The 26,213-nt window shown below is 37.6% G+C and carries 24 protein-coding genes; 10 read left to right on the forward strand and 14 right to left on the reverse strand.

Annotated elements, in window-relative coordinates; translation table 11 throughout:
• Positions 1-3: 3 nt before the first annotated feature.
• Positions 4-507: a cell wall-recycling L,D-carboxypeptidase ElsL gene (gene elsL, locus KNQ97_RS07460; RefSeq protein ID WP_000077301.1), complete on the reverse strand. Its 504-nt coding sequence runs from the start codon at positions 505-507 to the stop codon at positions 4-6.
• A 150-nt stretch (positions 508-657) separates the two neighbouring features.
• Complete coding sequence (locus tag KNQ97_RS07465) at positions 658-1,026, reverse strand: YbaN family protein (protein ID WP_001259501.1); 369 nt, start codon at positions 1,024-1,026, stop codon at positions 658-660.
• Between the two features lie 104 nt (positions 1,027-1,130).
• Between KNQ97_RS07465 and KNQ97_RS07470 the strand changes: the two genes are divergently transcribed.
• The 3 genes from KNQ97_RS07470 (at position 1,131) to dapE (ending at position 3,540) form a co-directional block, all read left to right on the forward strand.
• Positions 1,131-2,039, forward strand: a complete 909-nt coding sequence (locus tag KNQ97_RS07470; protein WP_253612025.1) for a DUF1853 family protein — start codon at positions 1,131-1,133, stop codon at positions 2,037-2,039.
• A 98-nt stretch (positions 2,040-2,137) separates the two neighbouring features.
• Positions 2,138-2,281: an entericidin A/B family lipoprotein gene (locus KNQ97_RS07475; RefSeq protein WP_001984826.1), complete on the forward strand. Its 144-nt coding sequence runs from the start codon at positions 2,138-2,140 to the stop codon at positions 2,279-2,281.
• 125 nt (positions 2,282-2,406) lie between these two features.
• Positions 2,407-3,540 (forward strand): succinyl-diaminopimelate desuccinylase, encoded by a 1,134-nt coding sequence (dapE, locus tag KNQ97_RS07480; protein WP_001016580.1) that lies wholly within the window; start codon positions 2,407-2,409, stop codon positions 3,538-3,540.
• A 137-nt stretch (positions 3,541-3,677) separates the two neighbouring features.
• On the opposite strand, the gene KNQ97_RS07485 is transcribed toward dapE, so the two are convergent.
• The 7 genes from KNQ97_RS07485 to pilG all read right to left on the reverse strand — a co-directional run bounded on the left by KNQ97_RS07485 (position 3,678) and on the right by pilG (position 13,410).
• On the reverse strand, positions 3,678-4,559 hold the full coding sequence (locus KNQ97_RS07485) for an alpha/beta fold hydrolase (RefSeq protein WP_009519710.1): 882 nt from the start codon (positions 4,557-4,559) through the stop codon (positions 3,678-3,680).
• Between the two features lie 231 nt (positions 4,560-4,790).
• On the reverse strand, positions 4,791-5,255 hold the full coding sequence (locus KNQ97_RS07490; RefSeq protein WP_000678925.1) for a hypothetical protein: 465 nt from the start codon (positions 5,253-5,255) through the stop codon (positions 4,791-4,793).
• Positions 5,252-9,772 (reverse strand): Hpt domain-containing protein, encoded by a 4,521-nt coding sequence (locus KNQ97_RS07495; protein ID WP_253612026.1) that lies wholly within the window; start codon positions 9,770-9,772, stop codon positions 5,252-5,254. Before KNQ97_RS07495 ends, KNQ97_RS07490 begins: the two co-directional genes overlap by 4 nt.
• A gap of 146 nt (positions 9,773-9,918) precedes the next feature.
• The gene (locus tag KNQ97_RS07500; RefSeq protein WP_253612027.1) at positions 9,919-11,997 is read right to left on the reverse strand and encodes a methyl-accepting chemotaxis protein; all 2,079 of its coding nucleotides are present in this window, start codon (positions 11,995-11,997) and stop codon (positions 9,919-9,921) included.
• Between the two features lie 46 nt (positions 11,998-12,043).
• Entirely contained in the window at positions 12,044-12,580 is a 537-nt protein-coding gene (locus KNQ97_RS07505; protein WP_000729762.1) for a chemotaxis protein CheW, read from the reverse strand.
• Positions 12,581-12,640: 60 nt separating this feature from the next.
• Positions 12,641-13,003, reverse strand: coding sequence for a PleD family two-component system response regulator (locus KNQ97_RS07510; protein WP_000101096.1), 363 nt, complete (start codon positions 13,001-13,003; stop codon positions 12,641-12,643).
• Positions 13,004-13,026: 23 nt separating this feature from the next.
• Positions 13,027-13,410 (reverse strand): twitching motility response regulator PilG, encoded by a 384-nt coding sequence (gene pilG, locus KNQ97_RS07515; protein ID WP_000389061.1) that lies wholly within the window; start codon positions 13,408-13,410, stop codon positions 13,027-13,029.
• 282 nt (positions 13,411-13,692) lie between these two features.
• On the opposite strand from pilG, the gene KNQ97_RS07520 reads away from it, so the two are divergent.
• The 4 genes from KNQ97_RS07520 to KNQ97_RS07535 are packed head-to-tail and all read left to right on the forward strand — an operon-like array spanning position 13,693 to position 20,397.
• Complete coding sequence (locus KNQ97_RS07520) at positions 13,693-14,331, forward strand: hypothetical protein (RefSeq protein ID WP_213066780.1); 639 nt, start codon at positions 13,693-13,695, stop codon at positions 14,329-14,331.
• Between the two features lie 59 nt (positions 14,332-14,390).
• On the forward strand, positions 14,391-15,509 hold the full coding sequence (locus tag KNQ97_RS07525) for an efflux RND transporter periplasmic adaptor subunit (protein ID WP_064191481.1): 1,119 nt from the start codon (positions 14,391-14,393) through the stop codon (positions 15,507-15,509).
• 15 nt (positions 15,510-15,524) lie between these two features.
• A complete protein-coding gene (locus KNQ97_RS07530; RefSeq protein WP_253612028.1) occupies positions 15,525-18,623 on the forward strand; it encodes an efflux RND transporter permease subunit in 3,099 nt (1,032 codons plus the stop codon).
• A gap of 58 nt (positions 18,624-18,681) precedes the next feature.
• The gene (locus KNQ97_RS07535) at positions 18,682-20,397 is read left to right on the forward strand and encodes a proline--tRNA ligase (RefSeq protein WP_001202754.1); all 1,716 of its coding nucleotides are present in this window, start codon (positions 18,682-18,684) and stop codon (positions 20,395-20,397) included.
• A 53-nt stretch (positions 20,398-20,450) separates the two neighbouring features.
• Here KNQ97_RS07535 and KNQ97_RS07540 read toward each other — a convergent pair whose 3' ends face one another.
• The 4 genes from KNQ97_RS07540 to KNQ97_RS07555 all read right to left on the reverse strand — a co-directional run bounded on the left by KNQ97_RS07540 (position 20,451) and on the right by KNQ97_RS07555 (position 22,388).
• Complete coding sequence (locus KNQ97_RS07540; RefSeq protein WP_000929502.1) at positions 20,451-20,792, reverse strand: YegP family protein; 342 nt, start codon at positions 20,790-20,792, stop codon at positions 20,451-20,453.
• A 211-nt stretch (positions 20,793-21,003) separates the two neighbouring features.
• Positions 21,004-21,348 carry a zinc ribbon domain-containing protein YjdM gene (locus tag KNQ97_RS07545; RefSeq protein WP_000056785.1) on the reverse strand — a complete coding sequence of 115 codons (345 nt, stop codon included), beginning with the start codon at positions 21,346-21,348 and terminating at the stop codon, positions 21,004-21,006.
• Between the two features lie 91 nt (positions 21,349-21,439).
• A complete protein-coding gene (locus KNQ97_RS07550; protein ID WP_001025485.1) occupies positions 21,440-21,796 on the reverse strand; it encodes a DUF488 domain-containing protein in 357 nt (118 codons plus the stop codon).
• 142 nt (positions 21,797-21,938) lie between these two features.
• Positions 21,939-22,388: an SRPBCC family protein gene (locus tag KNQ97_RS07555; RefSeq protein WP_000190594.1), complete on the reverse strand. Its 450-nt coding sequence runs from the start codon at positions 22,386-22,388 to the stop codon at positions 21,939-21,941.
• Positions 22,389-22,604: 216 nt separating this feature from the next.
• Between KNQ97_RS07555 and KNQ97_RS07560 the strand changes: the two genes are divergently transcribed.
• From KNQ97_RS07560 to KNQ97_RS07570, 3 genes are all read left to right on the forward strand, one after another.
• Complete coding sequence (locus KNQ97_RS07560; protein ID WP_000054208.1) at positions 22,605-23,327, forward strand: folate-binding protein YgfZ; 723 nt, start codon at positions 22,605-22,607, stop codon at positions 23,325-23,327.
• Between the two features lie 145 nt (positions 23,328-23,472).
• A complete protein-coding gene (locus KNQ97_RS07565; RefSeq protein ID WP_253612029.1) occupies positions 23,473-24,183 on the forward strand; it encodes a DsbC family protein in 711 nt (236 codons plus the stop codon).
• 182 nt (positions 24,184-24,365) lie between these two features.
• Positions 24,366-25,190, forward strand: coding sequence for a tetratricopeptide repeat protein (locus KNQ97_RS07570; RefSeq protein WP_000734697.1), 825 nt, complete (start codon positions 24,366-24,368; stop codon positions 25,188-25,190).
• Between the two features lie 34 nt (positions 25,191-25,224).
• On the opposite strand, the gene KNQ97_RS07575 is transcribed toward KNQ97_RS07570, so the two are convergent.
• Positions 25,225-26,148, reverse strand: coding sequence for an AEC family transporter (locus KNQ97_RS07575; protein ID WP_000231860.1), 924 nt, complete (start codon positions 26,146-26,148; stop codon positions 25,225-25,227).
• Between the last annotated feature and the right edge of the window lie 65 nt (positions 26,149-26,213).

Consider the following 26,213-nt stretch of genomic DNA (forward strand, 5'->3'; position numbering starts at 1 on the left):
ATTTTAGGTTAAAGATTGTTCAGACAAATAAACTAATGCATCTTCAGAGACTAAATCAAACAATTCAATGATTTCTTCATTACGCATTCGAATACACCCATGTGACATTGGAACCCCCATCGGTTCTTTATCAGGTGTACCATGAATATAGATATAACGTTGCATCGTGTCGTGGCCTTCGCCTTTGTTAAAGCCCTCTTCTAAACCATCTAACCAAAGAATGCGTGACAATATCCAATCTCGCTCAGGAAATTGTGCGGCTAATTCACTGCTATAAACTTCACCTGTAGGCTGCCGTGCAATAAAAACTGCATTTTTGGGAGATTGCATACCAAATTTCTTAGCAACCCGATGCCATCCACGTGGGGTTTTACCCGTATTTTCTTGTTCCCCAATTCCATTTTTGCCAGTAGAGACCACGTAAAACTTATTATGTTTAGGTAAGCTTAAAGTTTGATTTGCTAAATCGATAAGAATATCTGCATCTTCAAGTTTAAATTGGGACATCGAATTTCTTCTCTTATATCAACTCAACTATTTTGAGCTTTAATGAAAAATTATGGGAAAGCTTGTCTTGCACCGAAATTAAAAGATTATCAATCTTCTTTACTCTACGCGCAGTTTCACTGCTTGTCTTGCGCCAAAGTTAAAATATTATCAATCTTTTAACTTTGGCTCAGGACGTAGCCATAACCAAATTGCAACAACAAGCATGGTAGTATCGGTAAAGACCTTGACCCAAAACGGCGCCGAAGTAAACAGCATCAGAATACCACTTGCGGTCATCATAATGGTTGCAATCCACTTTGCCTTACGCGGTACTGTCCCATTTGCTCGCCAGTCCCGCAGGGTTGGTCCATACTTGGGGTGGTTTAACAACCACGCATCCATCTGAGGCCATCCCTTTGAGGCCGCCCAAGCAGCCAGAATAAGAAACACTGTTGTCGGCATGCCTGGTAAAATTGCTCCAATAATACCAAGCGTGATAAAAATCACGACCAGAGTTCGCCAAAACAATGTTCGCATATATAAACCTTAAGCTATTGTTACTCGTAGTATAAAGTGTTTTTCTGGTATTGTTTTGTTGATTAACCATGAAATTTGGATGAATTATTTCGAGTACTCAACGTATGAATATTGCCTCAATTAAAACATCCTATTTTGAGCCATGGTTACAGTTCAGTCACCCAATGGTAAGACAATTGGCCTTTACAATTGCCAGCCCGAACCTACTTAGCCAACTTCCCTGCAGCCTTACTATTCGACATAGTTTTCAATTACATACAGATAAAAATTGGGAACAACATTTTCAAAATTACTTACCCCGCCTAAAGCAGCTTGATGAAGCACCAGAACCTTTACTTCAATTTATGTCTCGGCTTAAGAGCACACGCTTAGGTTTACGTTTTGAAAATTTACTTTGGTTTTGGCTACAAGAAGATCAATATCATCCTTATCAGTTATTAGGCCATAGCATTCAAAAAATTGATGGAGCAAAAACTTTAGGTGAACTCGATTTTTTAGTTTTAAATCAAAATACTCAAGAAATTGAACATTGGGAAGTTGCTCTAAAATATTACCTAGGTGAAGGTCAATTAAATTTAGAACAATGGATTGGTTTAAATAGACAAGATACTTTAAGTAAAAAGCTTTACCACTTTACTGACAAACAATTTCAATTTTCAGAAGCTTTGGGTTTTAAAGTTCAACAACGTTTCGCTGTCTTAAAAGGGCAACTTTATCTTCCTCTAAATTTACCTCAAGAACAGCCTATTCCTGAATGGGTAAATTTAAAACGTCGCTTAGGTACTTGGGGTACAGAAATCCCTAAATCTGACTTTTACCGCTTAGAAAGACATGAATGGCTTTGTCCTCATCAAAAAGCGAGTTCAAACACTGCTTATTGGTGGACTGATGGCCTATATTGTCAAAATATTAATAAAACCCGATTTTATATGTTCAGGCACCCTGCTTTACTAAGCTTAAAACCTTCTCTCATCAAAAATAACGGTGTTTTACAAGAGACCACGTCCTTATAGAAACAATTTATAACGTTTTTACTATTAAACAATCATGTTTCTTTTTCCGTTTGTTTTTTAATCTAAATTTACTTCATTATTAAATTTATACGGAGAAAATGATGAAAAAAGTTTTAGTCGCATCTGTAATGGTGGCATTTGTTTTAACAGGTTGTAATACGTTCAAGGGTTTTGGTCAAGATGTCTCTAAAGCTGGTGATGCTGTAACTAACACCGCACAAAAAACTGAAAATAAAATGTAAGTTATGCTTAACATTTAAAAACCTTATCGTTTCGATAAGGTTTTTTTATTTTTAAATACCCATCCCTTAGAGATTCGCCTATTATATCGGACTATATTTCACCTCATCAGTACGCAATTTCCGGTATGAACCACTCAGACACTCTCTCGCTTAGCTTAGAACTTCTACAACAGCCTTCTGTTACTCCTATTGATCATACTTGCCAAACTATTATGGCTGAGCGCTTAGCTAAGGTTGGCTTCCATATTGAACCTATGCGCTTTGGAGATGTCGATAATTTATGGGCTCGACGTGGAACCGAAGGCCCTGTATTTTGTTTTGCTGGTCATACCGACGTAGTACCAACAGGACGTTTAGACGCTTGGAATTCAGACCCATTTGCACCAGAAATTCGCGATGGCAAATTATATGGTCGTGGTTCAGCAGATATGAAAACTGCATTAGCTGCAATGGTAGTTGCATCTGAACGTTTTGTAGCAAAACACCCAAACCATAAAGGTTCAATTGCTTTTTTAATTACTTCAGATGAAGAAGGTCCTGCTGTTAACGGTACAGTTAAAGTCATCGAAACACTGGAAAAGCGTAATGAAAAAATTACTTGGTGTTTGGTTGGTGAACCATCAAGTACTCATAAATTAGGTGATATTGTTAAGAATGGCCGTCGTGGTTCTCTTAATGCTGTATTGAAGGTTCAAGGCAAACAAGGTCATGTAGCTTACCCACACTTGGCACGTAATCCAATTCATGAAGCATCTCCAGCATTAGCTGAGTTGTGCCAAACAGTTTGGGACAATGGCAATGAGTATTTCCCTGCAACTTCATTCCAGATTTCAAATATCCATGCAGGTACTGGCGCAACCAATGTAATCCCTGGTGCTTTAGAAGTTACTTTTAATTTCCGTTATTCAACCGAGGTTACAGCAGAACAGCTTAAACAACGTGTTCATGAAATTTTAGACAAGCATGGCTTGCAATATGAAATTGTCTGGAATTTGTCTGGCTTACCATTCTTAACTCCAGTAGGTGAATTAGTTAACGCAGCTCAAACTGCTATTTTAAATGTGACCGGTACTGAGACTGAGCTTTCAACAAGTGGTGGTACATCTGATGGTCGCTTCATTGCGCCAACAGGTGCACAAGTTTTGGAACTCGGTGTTCTAAATGCAACTATCCATCAAATTAATGAACATGTTGATGTACATGATCTTGATCCATTAACTGATATTTATGAGCAAATTTTAGAGAACCTACTTGCTTAAAATATTAAAGATCAGGAATTAGATAAAAAGCATCCTCTTTAGGGTGCTTTTTATTATTTTTAACTGTGAGAATATTTGTTAAAAATCTTAAAATAAGATTCTTATTTATTAATCCAGATAATTTATTTTCATAATCTTTATAGAACTTCTTTTGAGTTCTTATCTATCCATTGCAATATAGTGGGCCAGACTTCCTTAGCAGCATTTTGGCTCAAAACAATTCGGCTATGAGAATAATTTTCCAAGTTGTTATTTGAGTAACCAAATTCACGAAATACATTATTATGATTTTCAAAAGCTTCTAAATATTTATAACATCCTTTAACGGGTGCAATAAATTTATCACCACTTCCACTAATAGAATATATAGGGGCTCTAATAGAGCTCATATGTTTTTTATAATCAATATTTTTAAACTCACTAATAAAATTTTGTTTTAAATTCCAGTTAAACCATGGCTGCATGGTGTAATAGCTTTCATTTACTCGTCCTAATTTAAATTTATTAGCTGGTATCTGGCCTAGACCTTTAACAACAAGTTTTGCAGAAAAGAGTTTAATAAAGTCAAAAGAGTCATTTACTGCTCCAAATGCTTGGCAAGCTATAAAAGTAATACTTTGGATATTTTTTAAATATTCTGGATAATTAATCAAGAACATTGTTAAGCATAAACCTCCGCCACTATGGGTCACACAATGTAAAGAGTCCATATTAAAATGATGATAAATATAATGAAATGCAGCCTTATATTCATATAACGCAACAGTTTCAAAATTAAATGGAATATCTGTTTTTGGGCTTGTGCCGTGCCCTCGCCATTCTAAAATAAAACAGATATATCCATGATTTGCCAAATATACTGCAATACCCATACAAACAGTCTTGTCTGAAAATGCACCATGAGATAAGAAAATTGCTTCTTTTTTTATAAGAGTGTTCTCGCTTTTAGCAACTTTCCATAAAGCAAACTCAACATGGTCATCTGTTTCTAAAATATACAGCTCTTTATGAATTGACATTTATTTTCTACTATTGTTAAAGATTAATTTAATATACTTTTTTATACAAAGATCTTATATTTCTAACTAAAAAAATGAAATTATTTATTTTACTAATTTTATAAAGGAAAAACGACGATTATAATATATTCAGCCACACCCATAAACATCTTAAATTTAAAGTAATTATTTTCTATTTTAAAATTTCCCTAGCTTATACAAAAAAGGAACTCAAATGAGTTCCTTTTTCCTTTATAAACCAAGTGTTTTTTCAATATATTCTAAGTTAGGTATATAGTAGCGTTGATCTTGCATACGCACATATTTAAATACTGCTGGGTGTTGTTCAGCCTCATGCTCATCCATTTCATCGACAATTTCAGAAATACGCAGACGAGTAGAAACTGGCATAGTTTTACAGATTAATGCAAAACGTTGGCTAATATCTTCCCCTTCAATCACTAATGCGACTGCATGTTGATCAATTGCGTTATGTACTGAGTAGACCGGTAGCTTCACATCATGCCATTCAATATGTTTTACGCCATTTTTTACATCCATGGCAGACAACACAATGTTTTGTGGCAATAGCATAGGTACCTGATCGTTACATTCAATGATATAAGCGTCAATAAAACCAGTTGAAACCGTAATAAGATGCTGTAGCTCTTGTTGGTCCATATTAGCGATCAATGATGTATTTACACTACCTTTCATGATTTGACCTCACTGTCAGACGCTACAAGTAAAGCATCGATATTCTCTAGTAACTCTTCTTCCTGGAAAGGTTTACCCATATATTGACTTACACCTAACGAGAATGCTCGCTCACGATGTTTTTCGCCTGTTCTGGATGTAATCATAATAATTGGCATGTATTGATGCATATCATGATGTCGTACAAGATTGAGAACCTCAAAACCATCCATACGTGGCATTTCAATATCAAGTAGCATCAAATCTGGCTTAATATTTTCTAGCTGCTCTATGGCGTCAACACCATCTTTAGCCGTAACCACATCATAGCCTTGGCGTTCAAGTAATCGGGAAGTGACCTTACGCACAGTTACTGAGTCATCTACAATCATGATGAGACGGCGTTCATCAGACTCTCGTTGTCTATATATTGCTTCACTAAGTTGTTTATGACGCTGAGTTGACTGAATTTGTCGCGCAATATTTTGTCCGTCTAAAATTAAGCAGACCTGTCCATCACCTAAAATTGTGGCGCCTGCAATTGCTCCAATGCTAGAGAACTGTTGACCAATTGGTTTCACTACAATTTGTGCTCGAGAGCCAATTAACTGGTCAACAAGTAGTGCCACAGTTTGGCCATTATTGGCTTTAATCATTAACACAGGTAATGAATACATCACGCCATTTAGACGTGGTATGGGTTGGTTGCCAACAAATTCTGAAAGATAACGTAATGGATAACGTTTATTTTCATACTCAAATAGTTCTTGAGGACTTTCAAAATACTGCTCTAAAGAGGCTGGTGATACTCGAATAATTCGATCGATTTGAGCGAGTGGAATCGCAAATTGTTGATCTGCCACTTTAACCATTAAGGCATCACTTACCGCTACTGTAGTCGGTACGCGAATCGTAAATGTTGTTCCCTGCCCATAGATGGATTCAACGCTGACATGTCCACCCAAAGACTTAATATCACTCTGCACGACATCAAGACCTACACCACGTCCGGAAATCTGAGTGACTTGCTCTGCTGTACTTAAACCCGGATGGAAAATGAGTTGCAGTATTTCTTGCTGTTCTAAGTCTTGTTCTGGCTTGATCAATCCGGCAAGGAGTGCTTTTTGACGTACTTTTTCAACATCAATGCCTTGACCATCATCACTAAAGACAACCACAACATCCGTACCTTGACGCTGAATATTAAGTTCAATACGCCCTGTTTCCGGTTTATTTGCTTGTTGCCGCTGCATTCGGTCTTCTAAACCATGGTCAATTGCGTTTCTGAGCATATGCTCAAGCGGAGTCACTAACCGTTCTAAAATATTGCGGTCCAACTCACCTTCCGTATTATTTACGAAAAGCTCAGCAGGTCTATTCAATGCTGTAGACGTCTGACGAACAATTCGTTGTAAACGCGGCAATAAACGCGAAAATGGGACCAAACGTGTCCGCATTAAACCTTCTTGAATTTCCGCTTGAATTCGTGATTGTTGTAAAAGCAAACTTTCGGTATCTCTGATCTTGTCAGATAACGTATTTTTAAAGTCGACCAAGTCCGATGCAGATTCAGCAAGCGATTTCGACAATTGATTTAAAGATGAATACTGGTCCATCTCTAACGGATCAAAGTCGGTATAACGAGAATGTTCAATTCCATGTTTAGCAATAATCTGTGTTTCTAACTCACCTTCCATTCGTCGTAACTGATCGGCAAGTCGTTGAATCGCCAACTCCATTTCAACTAGTGTATGGCTAAACTGGCTTAGGTCCATTTCAATTCGTGAACGGTTAATGGAGTTTTCACCAGACAAATCAATCATTTTCTCGATTAAGTCGGCTGAAACACGGATCATTTCATTATTCTGATCCAGACGCTCTGTTTGCTCCCATGCTCCCATCATTGGTGGAGGCTCTGTACCATCACCTTGTATAAAGGTCATCACTGGTTCTGAGCTAAACAAGTCCGCTCTAGTTAACTTAGTCGGAATCTGGATTGTAGTTTCAAAGAATTGAATATTTTCTAAACTTTGCTGTAATCCATCGAAATGCTGATAGTTGTGGTTAAAAATTGCATCTTTTAACCATGCAATTGCACTTTCTAATAAATGATCATAAATATTTGAATTGAAGTGATGCAACGCAAATTGTTCAAAAGCATTTTCTAGTTGGTAGGCAATTGCTTGTACGGCTTCTAAACCCACCATTCGTGCACCACCTTTCAAACTGTGCACGGCTCTTTGTAGCTGAAGCAAAATACTACGGTTTGTACGCTGTTCAAACCATTGTTTTAATAGCGACTCAGCCATTTCTAACAATTCAATAGCTTCTTCTAGGAAGGTCTGTTCAACAACAGCATCAATGTCCTGTTCATCAGCTGCAACTTCATTCTCTTGCGATGTAACCGAGGTAATTACTTCAACTGGAGTAGCTAACTCGGTAACCGCTGTATCGAATACCTGATCGTGATGAGTTTCTAGCTTTGCAAGAGCAGGTTCAAGTTCTACCGGTATCTCATCTATTATTACTTCAGATATCACCTCTTGCTCAGAGAATACCTCACTTTCAGCATCAAATGCCTCAACCACTGATACAGGTTGGAAGTTAGAGTTTTGACCCGCTCGTTTTAATGCGTTAATTGTGTAAGGAGCTGCATAATCTAGTTGTTGTTCACGCATGATTTGTAAACGGTCAGCCAAGTCATCTTGAACCAAACGAATAAAATCAATTAAATCTGAAGTTGCTACTAATTGCTTTTGAATTAAACGCTCATAAATGCTTTCTAATTCATGGGCAATCAAACCAAGATACGTTGCCTGAACCATATTTGCTCCCCCTTTCAAGGTATGCAAATAACGCATTAGGTTGTTCAGAGCTGCAAAGTTTTCTTGCTCACCTACCCAAATATTAAGATCGGTATCAATTCCCTCAAGTAATTCTTCAGCTTCCTCAAGAAAGATATCTAAAAGATCAGCATCAAAATTTCGATTCACTTGTGTAGATGAAATATATTGTCGATCTTGCTGCACACTTTGACCTAATACCGCCCAGTCTGCAGAGTCTGAGAAATTTTCTACAGTAGCTACTACTTCTGGCTCTGGTTCAATATTGGATATTGGTTCAAAAGATGTCGAATCCTGCTGAGACAGGTCATTTGATAGGTCTGGAATGTATTGCGTATAAAGTTTTAATTCTTCTAAAATACTTTGATGTTGCTTAACAACACCGACTCGCTGACCAGCAGCTAAAGCATCAAATAATTGAATGAGCTGTTGATGCGCTTTTTGATAAATTTCAAATATATAGTCTGATTGTAATAACGCAGGTTTATCAAGCAGCACTTCATAACTTTCTTTCAGTTGGCTGGTATATTCATGTAAACCCAGCATTGCTTGAGAATGTGTATGTTGCAGTAATAAATCAGCCTGTTCACTTAGGCGTTCAAGATAATCAGGAAACTCATTACGAATACCCTTCTCAAAATCTAATTCTGCATCCAGTAATTCAGAAACATCTAATTGTAATAATTGCGATACCAAGCCATGAGAAGGCATTAACGGATCTGTTCGGTCACCATGTTGCTCAACATATGCATCCCAAGATTGATTAAATTGCTGCAATCTCGCTTCGAGCTGTTCACTTGAACTATATCTAGATAGTAGTTCCAAGCTATCTCGAACAAACTCACGATATTCTTGTAATAATAAAATTTCTTCAGAGTGAGAAGATAACTCTTCTTGCAGTAGTATTTTAAATAAATGCTCAACTTTGGTACTGGCCTCGAAAATTGTTTCGACCTGCGCCATTGCAGAACTACCACGCAAAGTATGTAAAGCGCGGATTAAAGCGTTATAACTGTCGTACTGATGTAACTCTTGATCCAAAAATTGATGAATCGTGGCTAAATGTTCTTCCGCCTCTTCCATAAATAAGGTCAAGGTTTCATCTAGATTTATTTCAATTTCAGTATGTGTATCTTGAATGATTGGCTCGGCTAACGAATCTTGTTCAATATAATCTAGCTCAAGACCAGTCACTGTTTCGGCCGTAAGCGTATTTGAAAGTTGTAAAAGCTCTTCTAAAGCTGGTTCTAAACTTTGCTGTTGTTGTAGTTGTTGGCCTAATAAAATAAGAGGTCTGAAATCTAAGGTATGTGCTCGTTTTTGCTTAAAATTATCTACTAATTTAAGGAAATAGAACTTAAATACTAACTGCACATAGCTCTGAATAGTTGGCGTTAATTGTAAGCTTTGGTTGATTACCCGGTTGAGTGTATCTTCGACTGTCCACGCAAGCTCAGCTGAAGATTTAGCGCCAATCATTCTTCCGGAACCTTTTAAGGTATGGAAATGACGACGAATTTCAGTGAGCGTAGCAATATTCTCAGACTGCATCCATTTATTTATCAAAGGTTGCAAATCAACAAAAATCTCTTCAATTTCTTCAATGAAGATCTCAAGAAACTCAGCATCTTGTTCAGAATAGCTATCTTCAGGTAGCGTCATTGCTTCAGTTAAAGTTTTTAATATTTCTTTCATAGCAAAGGCTTCTTTTGCTTACCCCCTGAGTGGGGAAAACTACAGAGTCAACACCAGAAAAATAACTATCTCCCCAATATTTGTCTGGCGCTGCTCATACTTTTAAAAGAATAGCGATATCAGAATAGCTATTCTTATCCCCCAATTTAGTCAGGTAATTTAAAGTCCGTTACTGACTCACGTAATGACTCTGCCATATTCGCCAACTCTGATACGGAGCGAGCAGTGTCAAACGTTGCCGTTGTTGTTTGCGAAGTAATTTCTTGTACAACCGTCATGGTGGTTGCAATGTGACTCGCAGATGCTGACTGAAGTTTTGCTGCGTCGGAAATGCTCGCAATCAATTTTGCCAAGTCACCCGATACTTTTTGGATTTCATCCAGTGCAATACCCGCATCTTTTGCCAAATTCGCACCACGTACAACTTCTGTTGTTGTTTGTTCCATTGAAATAACAGCTTCGTTGGTATCGGTCTGAATTGTTTTAACCAGTGTTTCGATCTGTTTGGTTGCAGATGCTGAGCGCTCAGCAAGGCGTTGTACTTCGTCGGCAACCACGGCGAAACCACGACCAGCCTCACCTGCCATAGATGCTTGAATTGCTGCATTTAATGCAAGGATGTTCGTTTGGTCTGCAATATCGTTAATGAGCGATACGATGTTACCAATTTCTTGAGAAGACTCACCTAAGCGCTTAATACGTTTAGAAGTTTCCTGAATCTGCTCACGAATAGTATCCATACCTTCAATTGAACGATTTACCACTTGTGCACCATTTGATGCAATTTGTACTGAACGCTGTGCTACTTCCGCAGATTCAGAAGCGTTGGCAGATACCTGGTCAATTGACTGTGCCATTTCATTCATGGCAGTAGAAGCACCTGCAATTTCTTGCGCCTGATGTTCTGATGCCTCTGCTAACTGGTTAGTAATACTTTGCGTATCTTGTGTATAGCGTGCAACTTCCTGAGAGGTTTCATGAATTCGTGAAACCAAATCTCGTAGTTGGTCAATTGCGAAGTTAATCGAGTCGGCAATGGCACCCGTAAAGTCTTCAGATACAGTTGCATATGAACGTAAGTCACCATCCGCCAAATCGGCAATTTCATCAAGTAAACGTAAAATCGCATTCTGGTTACGGTCATATTCTTCCTGTAATCGAGCAACACGCTGCTTATCCATTACACTACGTAGTGTAATTAACTTGAATACAGAGAAAATTAGTCCGCCTAATGAAAGAATAAGAACAGCACCTAAAAATAAGGTGAGCCAGTTCTTTCTTGCAACATTAGATAAATGTCCTAGACTTTCCAACATTACATCCGATTTAGCGAAAATCTGAGAAGAAGCCTGACGAACATTGATAATCTGGCTACCATTTTTTAATACCGTTGCAGCAGCAGATTTTAAGACTTTGTCATATTCAGACTTAATACTTTCTAAAGATTCACGTAAAGCCGGATCAGCAATACGATCAACACCTAACTCGGCATTACCATTCAGTTCAGCATTTAAATAGGTACCAAAAGTCTCAATATCGACACTAAAGTCACTAGTTGATACATTTCCGTCCGTACCACTTAACACCGAGTTAATCGAACGTAAAATACGCTCTGCAATAAATACCTGGTTTTTAGCAATAATTACCTGACTACTTGGCAAACCTTGGCGAGCCATTTGGTCGACCATCAAGTTATATTCTGCCTGAATCTCTGGAACCGTTTCACTAATCGAGATGTTGGTATCATATAACTGGTTAAGAACTCGTTGATGTGATGAAATCAAATCAATATTTTTTGAAACCTCACCCCATATTTTCTCAACTTTTTGATATTCATCGGTCGACTTACCGTGAATATTTTCAATTTCAAGTAAGTTCTCATCAAAGTCTTTTTTAGATTGCTGTAGCTTTGTGATCGCCTCTTGAGAGCCCGACTCTGTTGCTTCAGTTGCTTGTTTAGAAATGGTTTGAGATAACAGACGTAACTCACCAAGACTTCGAATTAACTGGTTATGACGAGGCACATTATAAAATAGATAAGCTAATGAAATTAACGCACATACTAAACATAACAGCGCTGCATAAAGGATAGGCTTGGACTTTTCACTTTCCCCAAATAAACTGGCAAACTGCTCAATTTTTGACTGGATTTTTGCAATAAAATTGACACTCGATTTTCCGGTAGCACCGCGATTGCCACTTTTCTTTTTAAGTTTAAAGCCCATACAGCTTCTCCCCAGAAAAATACGCTGTTCATTCACAGCATAAAAATTAGTTTATAAATTTTGTCGATGCGTTCATGTAGTGTGGGTTTTGCAATAACCGACTAAATAAAAAGACATGCCAATGTTGATTGTGTTGGTGAAAATACCCTTGGCAATATTCTTTTAGGTTTTCCTCTAAGTCTGAACTCTGAGAAAAAAAACTTTTTTTATTAAAGTGCTGAATCCCCAAAACCTGATCCACAACCAACCCCACATACTGGTCATGATGGCTAATACACAGCACTTTTTGGGTAGACGAAAATGAACTCCGCTGCCCTGAAATAAAATGAGCCAAATCAGATACCGAAAGTAATCTTCCACGAATGTTTGCCAATCCCTTGACCCAACTTTGAGTATTTGGAACTGGTGTATATTTCGGTGGATAGATAACTTCTGACACTTCCCCAAGTGGTGCGACGAAGTATTGCCCTCTCATTTCAAAAGCAATTCCTGACCATCGCTGTGCTTCATTTTGAACTGAAGCGTAATTCTTATTACCCCGTTTAGACAAACGAAGTAACTCGATAAATCCATTCGCTGCCATACTCGATCCTATAAAACGGGCGTATTTATCCCGTTATTTATGTTTTTATGGATGGATGAGTTAATTTAGAAATTGTTTAATTACATCAATTAATTGCTTTTCTTCGATTGGCTTGATTAAGTAATCGATTGCGCCTTGACGTTTACCCCATACTCGGTCAGTTGCCTGATCTTTAGTACTCACAATCACCACTGGAATATGCTTCGTGTCTTCATCACGGGTAATCTGGCGCGTTGCCTGAAAACCATTTACACCTGGCATGACCACATCCATTAATACCAAGTCAGGCTGCTCAGCTTTTGCCAAAGTCACACCATCTGCACCGTTAGAGGCTTCAAGTACGTCATAGCCATGCTTAGTTAGGATTTCTTTAAAACGAAAAGTTTCTGTTGGTGAGTCATCAACAATGAGAATACGTGCCATTTCTTTTGCCCTCAAATTACTTATTATGAACTTACATGATTACGAATCGCATTTAGCAATTCATCTTTGCTAAAAGGTTTCGTCAAGTATTCATCTGAACCTACCACACGCCCTTTTGCCTGATCAAATAAACCATCTTTACTAGAGAGCATGATAACGGGAATGTTCTGATAATTTTGAGAGTTCTTAATCAAAGCACAAGTTTGATAACCGTCTAAACGAGGCATCATGATATCTACAAAAACAATATCCGGATTCGCTTCAGCAATTTTAGATAAAGCTTCAAATCCATCGACAGCAGTAATCACTTCGCAACCTTCGCGTTGCAATAGAGTTTCTGCGGTACGGCGAATAGTTTTTGAGTCATCAATAACCATTACTTTCAGATTTTGGAATGCATCTTCCATTTAATCTTCCATCCCCATAACATAAAATATAAATGCAATTTAACTTAAATTTGTTTTTACAGATTTATACGCATTTTTAACATATCTATACTTCTATTTTCAATGAAAGCTTTTTGTCTACTTTCTCATTTATAAACAATAACTTTTAACCTCATCACACTTTCAAAAAAATTATCATTTTTTTTATAATATCGATATTTTTATTCAGTTAAATAATAACTAATATATTTAAGATTAATTATTTAAAAATAAGTGACTTACCTTTCTTTTTTGGGGAATTTTATGAATAAGCGGATGAAATATGCCTTTTATAGGAACTGCTTGTCTGTATCTATAGGCATTGCCTCTTGCGGAGCACTGTTTTTCTCTTCCCCAACGTTGGCTGCCAATGCAGCTCCTAAAGCTGTCTGGTATCGTTATTATGATCAGCATGGTATTACGAATATTAGTACATCCGTAACGCCGGCTCATATTCGCTATGGATATGAAGCACTCGACCAGAATATGCAGGTCATTAAAAGAAATCATCCTTATAATTCTGAAGCCGATTTAAATCAGTCCTCACAGCGTGCATTATCAGCTCGATATAGAGAAGAAGATAACAAATTAAAAAGAGCATATAGCAATAGTAAAACTGCGACGATTAAAAGAGACCAAGCATTATTGGCAATTAAAAAACAAATAAATTATCAGCAGGACCAACTGAGCCAATTACAACAAGACAAAATTTTATTTAAGCGGCAAGAAATGGAATATTTTCGTAAGGGTGAACAAGTTCCCGAAAGACATAAAACCTTGATTGAAAACAATCTTATGAATATTAATAAAGTTAAACAAACACTTGAAATACTTTCGAAAACCTATAATCGCACCAATAAAGATTATGAAAATATTATCGAACGTTTAAAAAAGCTTGAATAAGGTTACAGCTTTATCAAGAATAGGGGCAAAATAAAATTTGAATTACAGGATGATGCTGTATGCGCACAACGCATCTTACCCCTTCTACTTTTTTTAAATTAAGCTTGATCAGTCTGAGTTTAATCTTAGCTGCATGTAACCAGCAAGAAGTACCAAAAACAACAGCATCTGAATCTAAAAAAATTGAACTCATTCCTCAAGATTTAATTCCTGTAAAAGAAGGCTCACTCGCCGCTCAAACCGCTTTTACAGGAACTATTCGTGCAGTACAACAAAGTTCTATTCAAGCCCAAGTTAGTGCAACAGCGACTGCCGTTACAGCCAATGTAGGCCAAAAGGTACAAAAAGGCCAAGTTTTAGTTAGATTAAATAATCAAGACAACGCTGCACGCTTAGCTCAGGCACAGGCTAATCTTGCTTCTGCTCAGGCACAAGCAGAACTTGCACGTAATTTGATGAATCGAAAACAAAGATTGCTCAATCAAGGCTTTATTGCCCGTGTAGAGTTTGAACAAAGTCAGGTGGATTATAAAGGTCAACTTGAAAGTGTTAGAGCTCAACAAGCCAATGTGGATATTGCTAAAAAAGCTGATCGAGACGGTATTATTACCAGCCCCATTTCAGGTGTGATTACGAAACGACAAGTTGAACCGGGACAAACCGTTTCGGTTGGACAAACATTATTTGAAATCGTTAATCCAGATCAATTAGAAATACAAGCGAAACTACCTATTGAACAACAATCTGCCTTAAAAGTAGGTAGCTCTATCCAGTATCAGATTCAGGGTAACTCGAAACAATTACATGCCATACTGACTCGTATCTCACCTGTAGCAGATCAAGATAGCCGACAAATTGAATTCTTTGCGAGCCCTAAAGAAGCGATTGATTCATTAAGTATTGGTGCGTTCATTAACGGTATTATTTTGCATAATGATAGCAATCAGGGACAAACCATTCCTTTAGATAGTATTCAAAATCTGCAACATGATCCTTTTGTATGGGTAATACGCAATCAAACAATTCAGAAAGTCAAAATTCGAGTGGTTGAGCAACGATACAACGAAAATATCGCTTTAGTTCAGGGTTTACAAAGTACAGATCAGGTAAGTCGTATCCAGTTTGAAGATTCTGATATCAATAAAAAAGTGACGCTTACAACCGAAAAAAATAAATAAGGTAGCAAATAGCTTATGTGGTTTACCCGAATTAGTGTGAAGTACCCCGTTTTTACCATCATGATGATGCTCAGTCTAATGGTACTCGGGTTAGCATCTTGGAAACGTATGACCGTTGAAGAGTTTCCAAATATTGATTTCCCATTCGTAGTCGTCACTACGCAATATGCGGGTGCTTCACCTGAAGCAGTTGAATCGGACATTACCAAAAAACTCGAAGATCAAATCAATACCATTTCGGGTATTAAACAAATTACTTCACGCTCAAGTGAAGGGCTTTCGATGGTGATTGCAGAGTTTAATCTTGATACGTCTTCGGCTATTGCAGCACAGGATGTTCGCGACAAAATTGCTCCAGTTATTGCCCAATTCCGCGATGAAATTGATACACCGATTGTACAACGCTACGATCCATCATCTAGCCCAATTATGTCAGTCGTGTTTGAATCGAATAGCATGAGCTTGGCTCAATTAAGCTCCTATGTAGACAAAAAAATTGTACCTCAGCTTAAAACTGTTTCTGGTGTGGGTAATGTCAATTTACTAGGTGATGCTAAACGTCAAATTCGGATTAAGGTTCATCCTGAACAATTACAAAGCTATGGTATTGGTATTGATCAGGTCATTAACACCCTAAAAAATGAAAATATAGAAGTACCTGCAGGAACCTTACAACAAAAGAATTCTGAACTGGTTGTTCAGATTCAATCAAAAGTCATCCATCCTCTTGGATTTGGTGATTTAGTTATTGCTAATAAAAATGGTTCCCCTATTTTTCTAAAACAAGTAGCAACCGTTGAAGATACTCAAGCAGAACTGCAATCAAGTGCTTTTTATAATGGAAGAACAGCGGTTTCTGTCGATATTTTAAAAAGTTCCGATGCCAATGTAATTCAGGTTGTTGATAAGACTTATCAAACCTTAGAGAAGCTAAAAGCTCAAATGCCTGCGGGTTTGAATTATAAAGTTGTCGCTGACAGCTCTAAAGGTATTCGTGCTTCAATTAAAGACGTTGTTCGTACCATTATTGAAGGAGCGGTCTTAGCAGTTTTAATTGTTTTACTCTTTTTGGGTTCTTTCCGGTCCACTGTCATTACAGGTTTAACCTTACCGATTACCCTACTTGGCACATTAACATTCATCTGGGCGTTTGGGTTTAGCATTAACATGATGACACTGTTGGCTCTGTCACTGAGTATTGGTCTATTAATTGATGATGCGATTGTGGTTCGGGAAAACATTGTCAGACATACAGAGCTCGGCAAAGACCATGTCACCGCGGCTTTAGATGGTACTAAAGAAATTGGGTTAGCAGTACTTGCAACCACACTCACCATTGTGGCGGTATTTTTACCAGTTGCCTTTATGGGAGGCTTAATTGGGCGTTTCTTCTATCAATTTGGGGTAACTGTAAGTACGGCTGTTCTTATTTCCATGTTCATCAGCTTTACACTCGACCCAATGCTTTCCGCACACTGGAAAGATCCTGTAAAGAAAAAAGAAAGTCGACTGCAACGTTTCTTTAACTATATTTCTAATCTATTAGATGGCCTAACGCACATCTATGAAAAGCTTTTAAAGCTTGCCTTACGCTTTCGTTTCATCACGGTCATTATTGCAATTGTTTCATTGGTTGTGGCATTAGGCTTATCAAAAATGATCGGAACCGAATTTGTACCTACACCAGATAAAGGTGAAATTCGTATTCAGTTCGAAACCCCTGTTGATTCTTCTTTAGAATATACCCAAGCAAAATTACATCAAGTTGATCAGATTATTAGGCAATTCCCTGATGTCGTTTCTACTTATGGAGTGGTTAACAGTGAAGTCGACTCCGGTAAAAACCATGCAGGTTTAGGAGTCACCCTAAAACCAAAACAAGAACGTAGCGCAGACCTGACAACACTCAACAATGAGTTCCGTGATCGTTTACAAAGTGTAGCTGGCATCCGAGTGACTTCAATCGCTGCTGCTCAAGACTCAGTGTCTGGTGGTCAAAAGCCAATCATGATTTCTATTAAAGGATCTGATCTAAATGAACTACAAAAAATCTCGGATCGTTTCATGGCTGAAATGGAAAAAATTGATGGTGTGGTCGATTTAGAAAGCTCTTTAAAAGAACCTAAACCGACTTTAGGTGTACATATTAACCGTGTACTGGCCAGTGATTTAGGTTTATCTCTTTCTCAAATTGCGAATGCGATTCGACCACTCATTGCAGGTGACAATGTCACAACATGGGAAGATCGTGACGGCGAAACCTATGATGTGAATATCCGTTTAAATGAAAATAAACGTGTGCTTCCCCAAGATGTTCAGAACCTATATCTCAACTCGAATAAAACCAATGCAAATGGGCAAAATATTTTAGTTCCATTAAGCGCCGTAGCCACAACCCAAGAAAAACTTGGAGCTTCGCAAATTAACCGACGCGACCTTGAACGTGAAGTTTTAATTGAAGCAAACACTTCAGGACGTCCAAGCGGGGATATCGGTCAAGATATCGATAAAATGCAAAAAGCATTCAAATTGCCAGCTGGTTATACCTTTGATACTCAAGGGGCAAATGCCGATATGGCTGAATCTGCGGGTTATGCGTTAACGGCAATTACCCTTTCGATTGTATTTATTTATATTGTGTTGGGTTCTCAGTTTAATAGTTTTATTCACCCTGCTGCGATTATGGCATCTTTACCATTGTCCCTGATTGGTGTCTTCCTGGCCTTATTCTTATTTAGGAGTACCCTAAATCTATTTTCAATTATTGGCATTATTATGCTGATGGGGCTGGTAACCAAAAACGCGATTTTGCTTATCGACTTTATTAAAAAAGCGATGGAAGATGGGATAAGTCGTTATGATGCTATTTTACAAGCAGGCAAAACCCGTTTACGCCCAATCTTGATGACAACAAGTGCGATGGTGATGGGTATGGTTCCATTAGCTCTAGGTTTAGGTGAAGGTGGTGAACAAAGTGCACCAATGGCTCATGCTGTAATTGGGGGTGTCATTACCTCTACCTTATTGACTCTTGTGGTTGTCCCCGTCATTTTCACTTATCTGGATGACTTGAAAAACTTTATGCTGCGTCAAACCCGACGATTCATGTCATAATGCAGCGACTATCGTATAATCCGCGTTTTTATAACGCTTAACTTTTAGGACTTTTTCCATGCGCGCAAGCCGCTTTTTATTTGCAACGTTGAGAGAAACCCCAAACGATGCTGAAGTGATTTCACATCAGCTCATGTTACGTGCGGGGATGATTCGTAAATTGGCATCTGGTTTATATACATGGCTGCCGATGGGAACACGTGTGCTTAAAAAAGTTGATGCCATTGTTCGTGAAGAAATGAACCGTTCAGGTGCTATGGAAGTGTTCATGCCCGTAACTCAACCCGCAAGCTTGTGGGAAGAATCAGGTCGTTATGAACAATATGGTCCTGAATTATTACGTTTCAAAGATCGTCACGACAACCCGTTTGTGCTTGGTCCTACACATGAAGAAGTGATTACCGATTTAGCACGTAACGAGCTAAAAAGTTATAAACAGCTTCCTGTAAATTTCTATCAAATTCAAACCAAATTCCGTGATGAGATCCGCCCACGTTTTGGTGTAATGCGTTCACGCGAGTTCATCATGAAAGATGCTTATTCTTTCCACGCAACTCAAGAATCATTACAAGAAACTTATGATGTGATGTACGACACTTATAGCCGTATTTTCACTCGTTTAGGTTTAGATTTCCGCCCAGTACAAGCAGATACAGGTTCAATTGGTGGTTCAGCTTCACATGAATTCCACGTATTAGCTGCAAGTGGTGAAGATGACATTGCATTTTCAACTGAGTCTGATTATGCAGCAAACGTTGAAATGGCTGAAGCTGTTTTAGTGGGTGAGCGTGCAGCGCCTACACAAGAATTTAAATTGGTTGACACACCAAATCAAAAAACAATTGCTGATGTTTGCCAGTTCTTAAATGCTGATCCTAAACAATCTGTAAAAGCATTATTGGTTCAAGGCGTTGCTGATGAGAAAGGCAATGTACCTGTCGTTGCCCTATTCTTACGTGGTGACCACGAACTGAATGAAATTAAAGCCGAGAAACATCCTCTAGTGGCCGCTCCTCTCGCGTTTGCCACAGAAGAACAACTTCAAGCATTTGGCTTAACTGCTGGCTTCACTGGTCCACAAGGTTTAGTTGAAAAAGGCATCACTGTAATTGTTGACCGTGCTGCATCTGTTCTTTCTGACTTCGTTGCTGGTGCAAATGAGGCAGACAAACATGCTGTAGGCGTAAACTGGGAACGTGATGCACAGATTACTGAAGTTTTCGATTTGCGTAATGTGGTTGAAGGTGACCCATCTCCAGATGGTAAAGGTACACTACAAATTAAACGCGGTATTGAAGTAGGCCATATTTTCCAACTTGGTACTAAATACTCTGAAGCTTTAGGATGTAAAGTTCTCGGTGAAGATGGCAAACCATTTACAGTAACAATGGGCTGTTATGGTATTGGTGTGACACGTGTAGTTGCAGCTGCAATTGAACAAAACTACGATGACAAAGGGATTATTTGGCCACAAGCAATTGCTCCTTTTGAAATCGCAATTGTTCCAATGAATGCACACAAGTCACCACGTACTCTTGAAGCAGCAGAAGCGCTTTATGCAGAACTTCAAGCCCAAGGCTTTGACGTATTACTTGATGACCGTAACGAACGTCCGGGCGTTAAATTCTCTGACCTTGAACTAATGGGTATTCCACACCGTATTGTGATTGGTGAAAAAGGTCTTGATGCAGGCACTTTTGAATATAAAGGTCGCCGTGATGCTGAAGCGAGCAATTTAACTAAAGAAGAACTTTTAGCTAAATTAGCGCGTTAATAAATACATAAATAAAAAAGCAGCTTTTAGAAGCTGCTTTTTTTAATTTAATTTTACGCCTGAACTGTTAAGTCTTTAATGGTTGTGGAAGATCCATTGTTTTTAACCGATTCGATACCTTTATCTCGTGAAGCTTCACTGGCATAAAACTGGCTCGAACCAATAATTTGATGATTTGCAGCTTTTAAATTGAAGTAAGGTTTCCCATTTTTTGCAGTTAAACGATCATATCGCGCATCGTCACTACTATTTTTTTGAACTGACTCAATACCATTGACTGCTGATGCTTTCGCTTTATATAGCTCACTATTTAAAATAATTTCGCCATTACCAGCCTTAAGTACAAAGCGATATTGTCCATCATTCGCTTGTGTAATTTCGTACCATCCTGCCATATGAACCTCGTTTTTTTGTTGGTGTGGGTATGACTTTCGTTATTATTCTGGACGAAAGTTAATTCTTCTTAATGACAATATAAATGAGCTATTAAGCTTTGGATAGTCTACTTTTTATACATTATCGTAATAAAATTATAAGGATGTTGAAATGTAAAAAGGTAGAGATCACGCCTGCGATCTCTACCAAAATGTAATTAAAATTAACAAATTAAGCTTTTTTTACAAATTCAGATTTTAACTTCATCTGACCAATACCATCAATTTTACAGTCAATATTGTGACCATCACTTGCATCTGGAACTAAACGAATACTTTTTACTTTTGTTCCGACTTTAACAACTGAAGAAGAACCTTTAATTTTTAAATCTTTAATTACAGTAACGCTATCGCCATCCGCCAAAACATTTCCATTAGCATCTTTAATCACTTCTTGCTCTTCAGTTACTAAAGCTTCCCCTTCTTTCCACTCGTGTGAGCATTCTGGACAAATTAATAAATCGCCGTCTTGATATGTATATTCTGATTGGCATTTTGGACAGTTTGGCAAAGACATAAAAAAAATCTCAAAAAGTATATTATGCGAGATATGACTCATTTTTTAAAGTTTTAAATAAAAGACTTTTACCAAAAAAAAATTTATATATTTAACTTTTGCTCTTTTCTAATAAATATTCTTTTAAAATAATCGCATGGTTATGTTCCACATCTTTAGCCGAATATAAAAGTGTGACTTTATGATGTGAAACGATTTCTAATAACTCTTTTACTGCGGGGTTGGTTTCTAGTTCTTTTAAATAACGTTGTTTGAACTCATCCCAATGTTCTGCGGACTCTGCATGAAACCACTTACGAAGTTCGGTTGAAGGAGCTATTTCTTTTAACCATAAATCTAAATGAGCATTTTCTTTGCTAATCCCTCGACTCCATAGTCGATCAACCAAAATTCGCTTTCCATCATCACCGCTTACATCGTCATAAATTCTTTTAATTTGTATGTTCATATCTTTATCTCACAAGAAGGCTTAACTGATTGAGCTTCATATGATCATTCAATATTTTATTCATTTTTGATAGTGTTTAAAAATAAAAAAATGAGTAGTTCTTCTACTCACTTTTTATTTAAATCTCAATTTAAAAAGACAATTATTGATCTGGAATGTCGGCTTCTACTAACAACTTCAATAAAGATAAAGACTCTTGCCAGCCTAAATAACATGCTTCCACAGGAATAACTTCAGGTATTCCTTCTTGGGTAATGTGTATTTCTGTGCCTACCAATACTGTTTTTAATGTAATGGTGACCTGCATCGTGCCAGGTAAATTTGCGTCGTCAAATTGGTCGTTATAACGAATTAATTCATTGGGAACGAGTTCAACATAAGTTCCCCCAAATGAATGCGTTGACCCGGTTGAGAAATTGGTAAAGCTCATTTTGTATGAGCCCCCTACTTTTGCATCAAAACTATGAACCTTCGCGGTAAAACCGTGAGGTGCCATCCATTTAACTAAAGCATCTGGGTCAAGAAAAGCACGATAAACTCGTTCAGCTGGTGCCTTAAACACTCGATGTAATTTTACTGTACCTGTTGCCATTGTCTTCTCCTTATTTTAAGTCCATTTAAGTTATAAAAATTATGTTGAATAGCTTAAACCGTAGAATTTCTTTTAACGTATATTTTTGGTGTTTTTTCGACCTAAACCTATTGTTTTATACAAAAGTAAATTACGAAAACTATGGCTGATTTTTTAGTAAAAATGGAGCAAAATAGTCAGCAATCATAAAGAAACATATTGAATTTGAGATTAATCATGAGTCTGCTCGCTTTCTCCTCATATGCATTAAACGGTGTAGATGCACAAAAGTTTTTACAAGGCCAAGTGACTGTAGATACTGAACGTTTAGCTGAAAATGAAACACGCTATACAGCCATTTGTGATCTTAAAGGCCGCATCCATTTTGGCTTGTGGCTAAAAAAGAATAATGCAGAAAGTTTTGACATTATTGTCACTCAAGATCAAGCTGAAGAATTCGCGAAGCACATTAAAAAATATGGTGCTTTTTCAAAAATGACCTTAAGTGAACAAGGTGCTGTATTCCCAAAAGTTGTGAATGGCCATACTGAGTTCAGCTCTACAGAAACTGATATTTCCGAATGGCAAAAACAAGCCATCATGACAGGTCAAGCATGGATTGCTCAAGCGACTGAACATGAGTTTCAGCCACAAGAATTACGTTTACATCAACGCGAAGGCGTCAATTACGATAAAGGCTGTTACTTAGGTCAAGAAATTGTGGCGCGCCTTTGGTTTAAAGCAAAACCAAAACACTGGTTACATTTAGTTCAAGGTACGGGTGATGCACCTGCTCCAGCAACTCAACTGCACAATGATGTAGAAGTGGTTAATAGTACCCAAACTACTGACGGTTATATTGCCTTAGTTGTTGCGAAACCTGCCGCCCTTCAAGAGTTAGGTCTTCAAGTTTTAGATTTACCAGAAGCTTTAAGTGGTGATGTTGCTAGACCACAATAATTATATTTAATAAATTAAAAGCCCGTGGATAAATCTACGGGCTTTTCTATAGATACAAAATTCTAATGAATTCATTAAATTAGGGCATCAATTTTTTAAGTTTTCTATGCCATCATAATCCATGTTGTAATCTAAGAGAAAAAATATGAAAACTAAACTTGCTACACTCATATTGAGTTTGGCTTTTTTCGGTTCTGCTCATGCTGATGTTAAAACACTTGAACAAAATCTGAAGACAAATTATCCAGACCTCCCTGTAAAAGGTGTCTATCAGTCACCTGTCGCTGGAATTTATGAAGTCTATACAAGTGGTCGTATTGTTTATACCAATCAAGATGCAAAATACTTTTTTGTAGGCAATTTAGTTGATATCAAACAACAAAAAAATATGACAGAAGAGCGAATTGCCGAATTGGGTAAAATTGATGTTAAAAGTCTCCCATTAAATCAGGCAATTAAATACGTCAAAGGTAAAGGAGAGCGTACTCTTTATATTTTCAGTGACCCTGATTGCCCTTACTGTCAGCGTCTAGAACAAAATATGGTTGGGGTGGATAACGTAACCGTATATGTATTCTTATATCCGCTGACCAGCTTACATCCAAATGCTGAAAAGGTTTCTAATCAAATCTGGTGCTCTAAAAACCCTTCAGAAGCTTGGACAAATTATATGCTTAACCGTAAATTGCCAGCGGCTAGCAAAAGCTGTACAAGTCCAATTCAGAAAAATATTGCTTTAGGCCAGAAATTAAATATAGATGGCACACCAACTCTGTTCTTACAAGATGGTCAAAGAATCTCTGGTGTACCAAGTGATGCAAAACAGATTGAAGCATTATTACAGTCAGTAAAATAATCCAATACGCCACTCTCTTAAGTAGAGTGGCGTATTATTTTTCTCCACAGTTTGCTTTATAGACATCGTTTTATATACAAATCGGCTGTTTACTTTCGGCCATCAATATTTATGATGAGAAATTGAATTGAGCTAATACATCGATGGAATGATGTAGCTACAAAGTAAAAGGTTAAAAAGAAATGAAGAAATTACTTATCGCCAGTCTAATTGCCATTTCAAGTTCATCAATCTTTGCAGCAGACACTACGACATCTGCAGCTAAAAACGATGTATTTAAACAGGCTGAGCAGCTATACGCAGCAAAAAATTATCCTGCTGCCTTTCAAGAAGTCCAACGTCTTGCACAAACCGGAAATGCTCAAGCCATCTATAACTTAGGCTATATGACACAAATGGGCCAAGGCACTGCCAAAGATAATGCCAAAGCTCTGAAATATTATGAAGATGCCTCAAATAAAGGTTATGCTCAAGCGAGTTACACGCTTGCACAAATTTATGAGACTGGTGAATTAGGTGTTGCCAAAGATAGCAATAAATTCAGTCAATATATTCAAAAGGCAGCAGCTCAAGGTTCTGATGATGCAACTGTCAAAATAGCGACTATTTTATTTGCACAGAAAAAACCTCAATCTCACCAAATTGCTTTACAAAAGCTAGCGCCTTTGATTAGAAAAGGAAACTACCCTGCTATTCAGGTCAAAGCGCTTTATGATATTAGCCAAGGGGTTGAAAATAAAAATCCTTTAATGAAACGCCAAGGCATTGAAGCTTTACAAACAATTGCCCAAAAGGGTTATGCACCTGCATCTATGGCTTTAGCAACCATGATGGCGAATGGCAATATCATTCCTCAGAACTTGCCTCAAGCAAAACAGATCTTTACTGAGCTTGCTAAGCAAAATGTTCCTAATGCTAGAGAATCTTTAGCTTCGGTCGAAAAAATTATTGCTGAGAAGAATAAACAAGCTGCCGCCGCTCCTACGCAGCCAGCTCCTAAAAAATAGTAAAGAGACAATAGCCCCACATGGGGCTTTTCTTTTACCACCACAAAGCAATAAGCCCACTCACCCCCATAAAGCCAATAATGGTACTAATCATTAAGGGGGTTAATGCTCTTTCATTTAAACCGTAGGCTTGCCCAAAAATACCAAAAGCGATCGGCATTGGCAGCGCAGCAAGTAAAGTGCCAGCATATAACATCTCTTGGCTCACGTTTGGCAGTAAAAGGAACAGCCCAAAAATCACAACAGGCATAAGGATGACATTAAATCCAGCCAACAATATACTTTGGAAATTCACGGCGGTAATACCAATACCAACCAAGCTGCCACCAATAGCAAATAATGCTAGAGGCGAAGCTGTTCTTCCTAAAAGTTCTAAGGCTTGACCAAGTTTTGAAGGCAGATGAATATCTAACAAAATGCAGCTCATCCCAACTAAAATTGCAATAATTACAGGATTTTTAAGTAAATTAATGAATGTTTTTTTCAGTAAAGGCAAAAGCCGTTGCTGTTGATGTAAACCTGCTTCTGCTAAAATGAGCATTAAAGCAACTATTAATAAATTTTCGATAATTAAGGTTAAAGATATATAGATTGCAGCATGACTCCCCATTAGCATGGTTAGAATCGCTGTACCCATAAAACCTGTATTTGACATAGAAGCGCCCATCGATATGACTGCACTATGTGTCAGGCTATTTTTAAAATACTTGCGGTAAAGGATAAAAGCCAAAAAAAACAAGATTAAAGAGCCGCCACCATAAGCAATAAAATAAGCTGGGTGCCAAATATCTTGTAAGTTTTTATTGGCTAAAGATTGGATTAAAAAAGCAGGTAAAGAAATTTTAATAACAAATGCACTCAGAGCCTTAATTTGTTCAGGTGTTACCAGTTTAATGAGGACACTACAGTACCCCATCAATAATAAAATCAAAATTGGTAAAATTACCTGAAAAACCACAGACTACTTCCTCACTCATTTCAAAAGAAAAACGGGCAAATCTTAATTTGCCCGAATATTAAAAA

Origin of the sequence: Acinetobacter sp. UC24323 (assembly GCF_024151445.1) — a bacterium.
GTDB lineage: Bacteria > Pseudomonadota > Gammaproteobacteria > Pseudomonadales > Moraxellaceae > Acinetobacter > Acinetobacter baumannii.

Bases quoted from the DNA above. Each gene is read 5' to 3' on its own strand.
- elsL (WP_000077301.1), bottom strand. From the start codon at position 507: ATGTCCCAATTTAAACTTGAAGATGCAGATATTCTTATCGATTTAGCA.
- KNQ97_RS07465 (WP_001259501.1), bottom strand. From the start codon at position 1,026: ATGCGAACATTGTTTTGGCGAACTCTGGTCGTGATTTTTATCACGCTT.
- KNQ97_RS07470 (WP_253612025.1), top strand. From the start codon at position 1,131: ATGAATATTGCCTCAATTAAAACATCCTATTTTGAGCCATGGTTACAG.
- KNQ97_RS07475 (WP_001984826.1), top strand. From the start codon at position 2,138: ATGATGAAAAAAGTTTTAGTCGCATCTGTAATGGTGGCATTTGTTTTA.
- dapE (WP_001016580.1), top strand. From the start codon at position 2,407: ATGAACCACTCAGACACTCTCTCGCTTAGCTTAGAACTTCTACAACAG.
- KNQ97_RS07485 (WP_009519710.1), bottom strand. From the start codon at position 4,559: ATGTCAATTCATAAAGAGCTGTATATTTTAGAAACAGATGACCATGTT.
- KNQ97_RS07490 (WP_000678925.1), bottom strand. From the start codon at position 5,255: ATGAAAGGTAGTGTAAATACATCATTGATCGCTAATATGGACCAACAA.
- KNQ97_RS07495 (WP_253612026.1), bottom strand. From the start codon at position 9,772: ATGAAAGAAATATTAAAAACTTTAACTGAAGCAATGACGCTACCTGAA.
- KNQ97_RS07500 (WP_253612027.1), bottom strand. From the start codon at position 11,997: ATGGGCTTTAAACTTAAAAAGAAAAGTGGCAATCGCGGTGCTACCGGA.
- KNQ97_RS07505 (WP_000729762.1), bottom strand. From the start codon at position 12,580: ATGGCAGCGAATGGATTTATCGAGTTACTTCGTTTGTCTAAACGGGGT.
- KNQ97_RS07510 (WP_000101096.1), bottom strand. From the start codon at position 13,003: ATGGCACGTATTCTCATTGTTGATGACTCACCAACAGAAACTTTTCGT.
- pilG (WP_000389061.1), bottom strand. From the start codon at position 13,410: ATGGAAGATGCATTCCAAAATCTGAAAGTAATGGTTATTGATGACTCA.
- KNQ97_RS07520 (WP_213066780.1), top strand. From the start codon at position 13,693: ATGAATAAGCGGATGAAATATGCCTTTTATAGGAACTGCTTGTCTGTA.
- KNQ97_RS07525 (WP_064191481.1), top strand. From the start codon at position 14,391: ATGCGCACAACGCATCTTACCCCTTCTACTTTTTTTAAATTAAGCTTG.
- KNQ97_RS07530 (WP_253612028.1), top strand. From the start codon at position 15,525: ATGTGGTTTACCCGAATTAGTGTGAAGTACCCCGTTTTTACCATCATG.
- KNQ97_RS07535 (WP_001202754.1), top strand. From the start codon at position 18,682: ATGCGCGCAAGCCGCTTTTTATTTGCAACGTTGAGAGAAACCCCAAAC.
- KNQ97_RS07540 (WP_000929502.1), bottom strand. From the start codon at position 20,792: ATGGCAGGATGGTACGAAATTACACAAGCGAATGATGGACAATATCGC.
- KNQ97_RS07545 (WP_000056785.1), bottom strand. From the start codon at position 21,348: ATGTCTTTGCCAAACTGTCCAAAATGCCAATCAGAATATACATATCAA.
- KNQ97_RS07550 (WP_001025485.1), bottom strand. From the start codon at position 21,796: ATGAACATACAAATTAAAAGAATTTATGACGATGTAAGCGGTGATGAT.
- KNQ97_RS07555 (WP_000190594.1), bottom strand. From the start codon at position 22,388: ATGGCAACAGGTACAGTAAAATTACATCGAGTGTTTAAGGCACCAGCT.
- KNQ97_RS07560 (WP_000054208.1), top strand. From the start codon at position 22,605: ATGAGTCTGCTCGCTTTCTCCTCATATGCATTAAACGGTGTAGATGCA.
- KNQ97_RS07565 (WP_253612029.1), top strand. From the start codon at position 23,473: ATGAAAACTAAACTTGCTACACTCATATTGAGTTTGGCTTTTTTCGGT.
- KNQ97_RS07570 (WP_000734697.1), top strand. From the start codon at position 24,366: ATGAAGAAATTACTTATCGCCAGTCTAATTGCCATTTCAAGTTCATCA.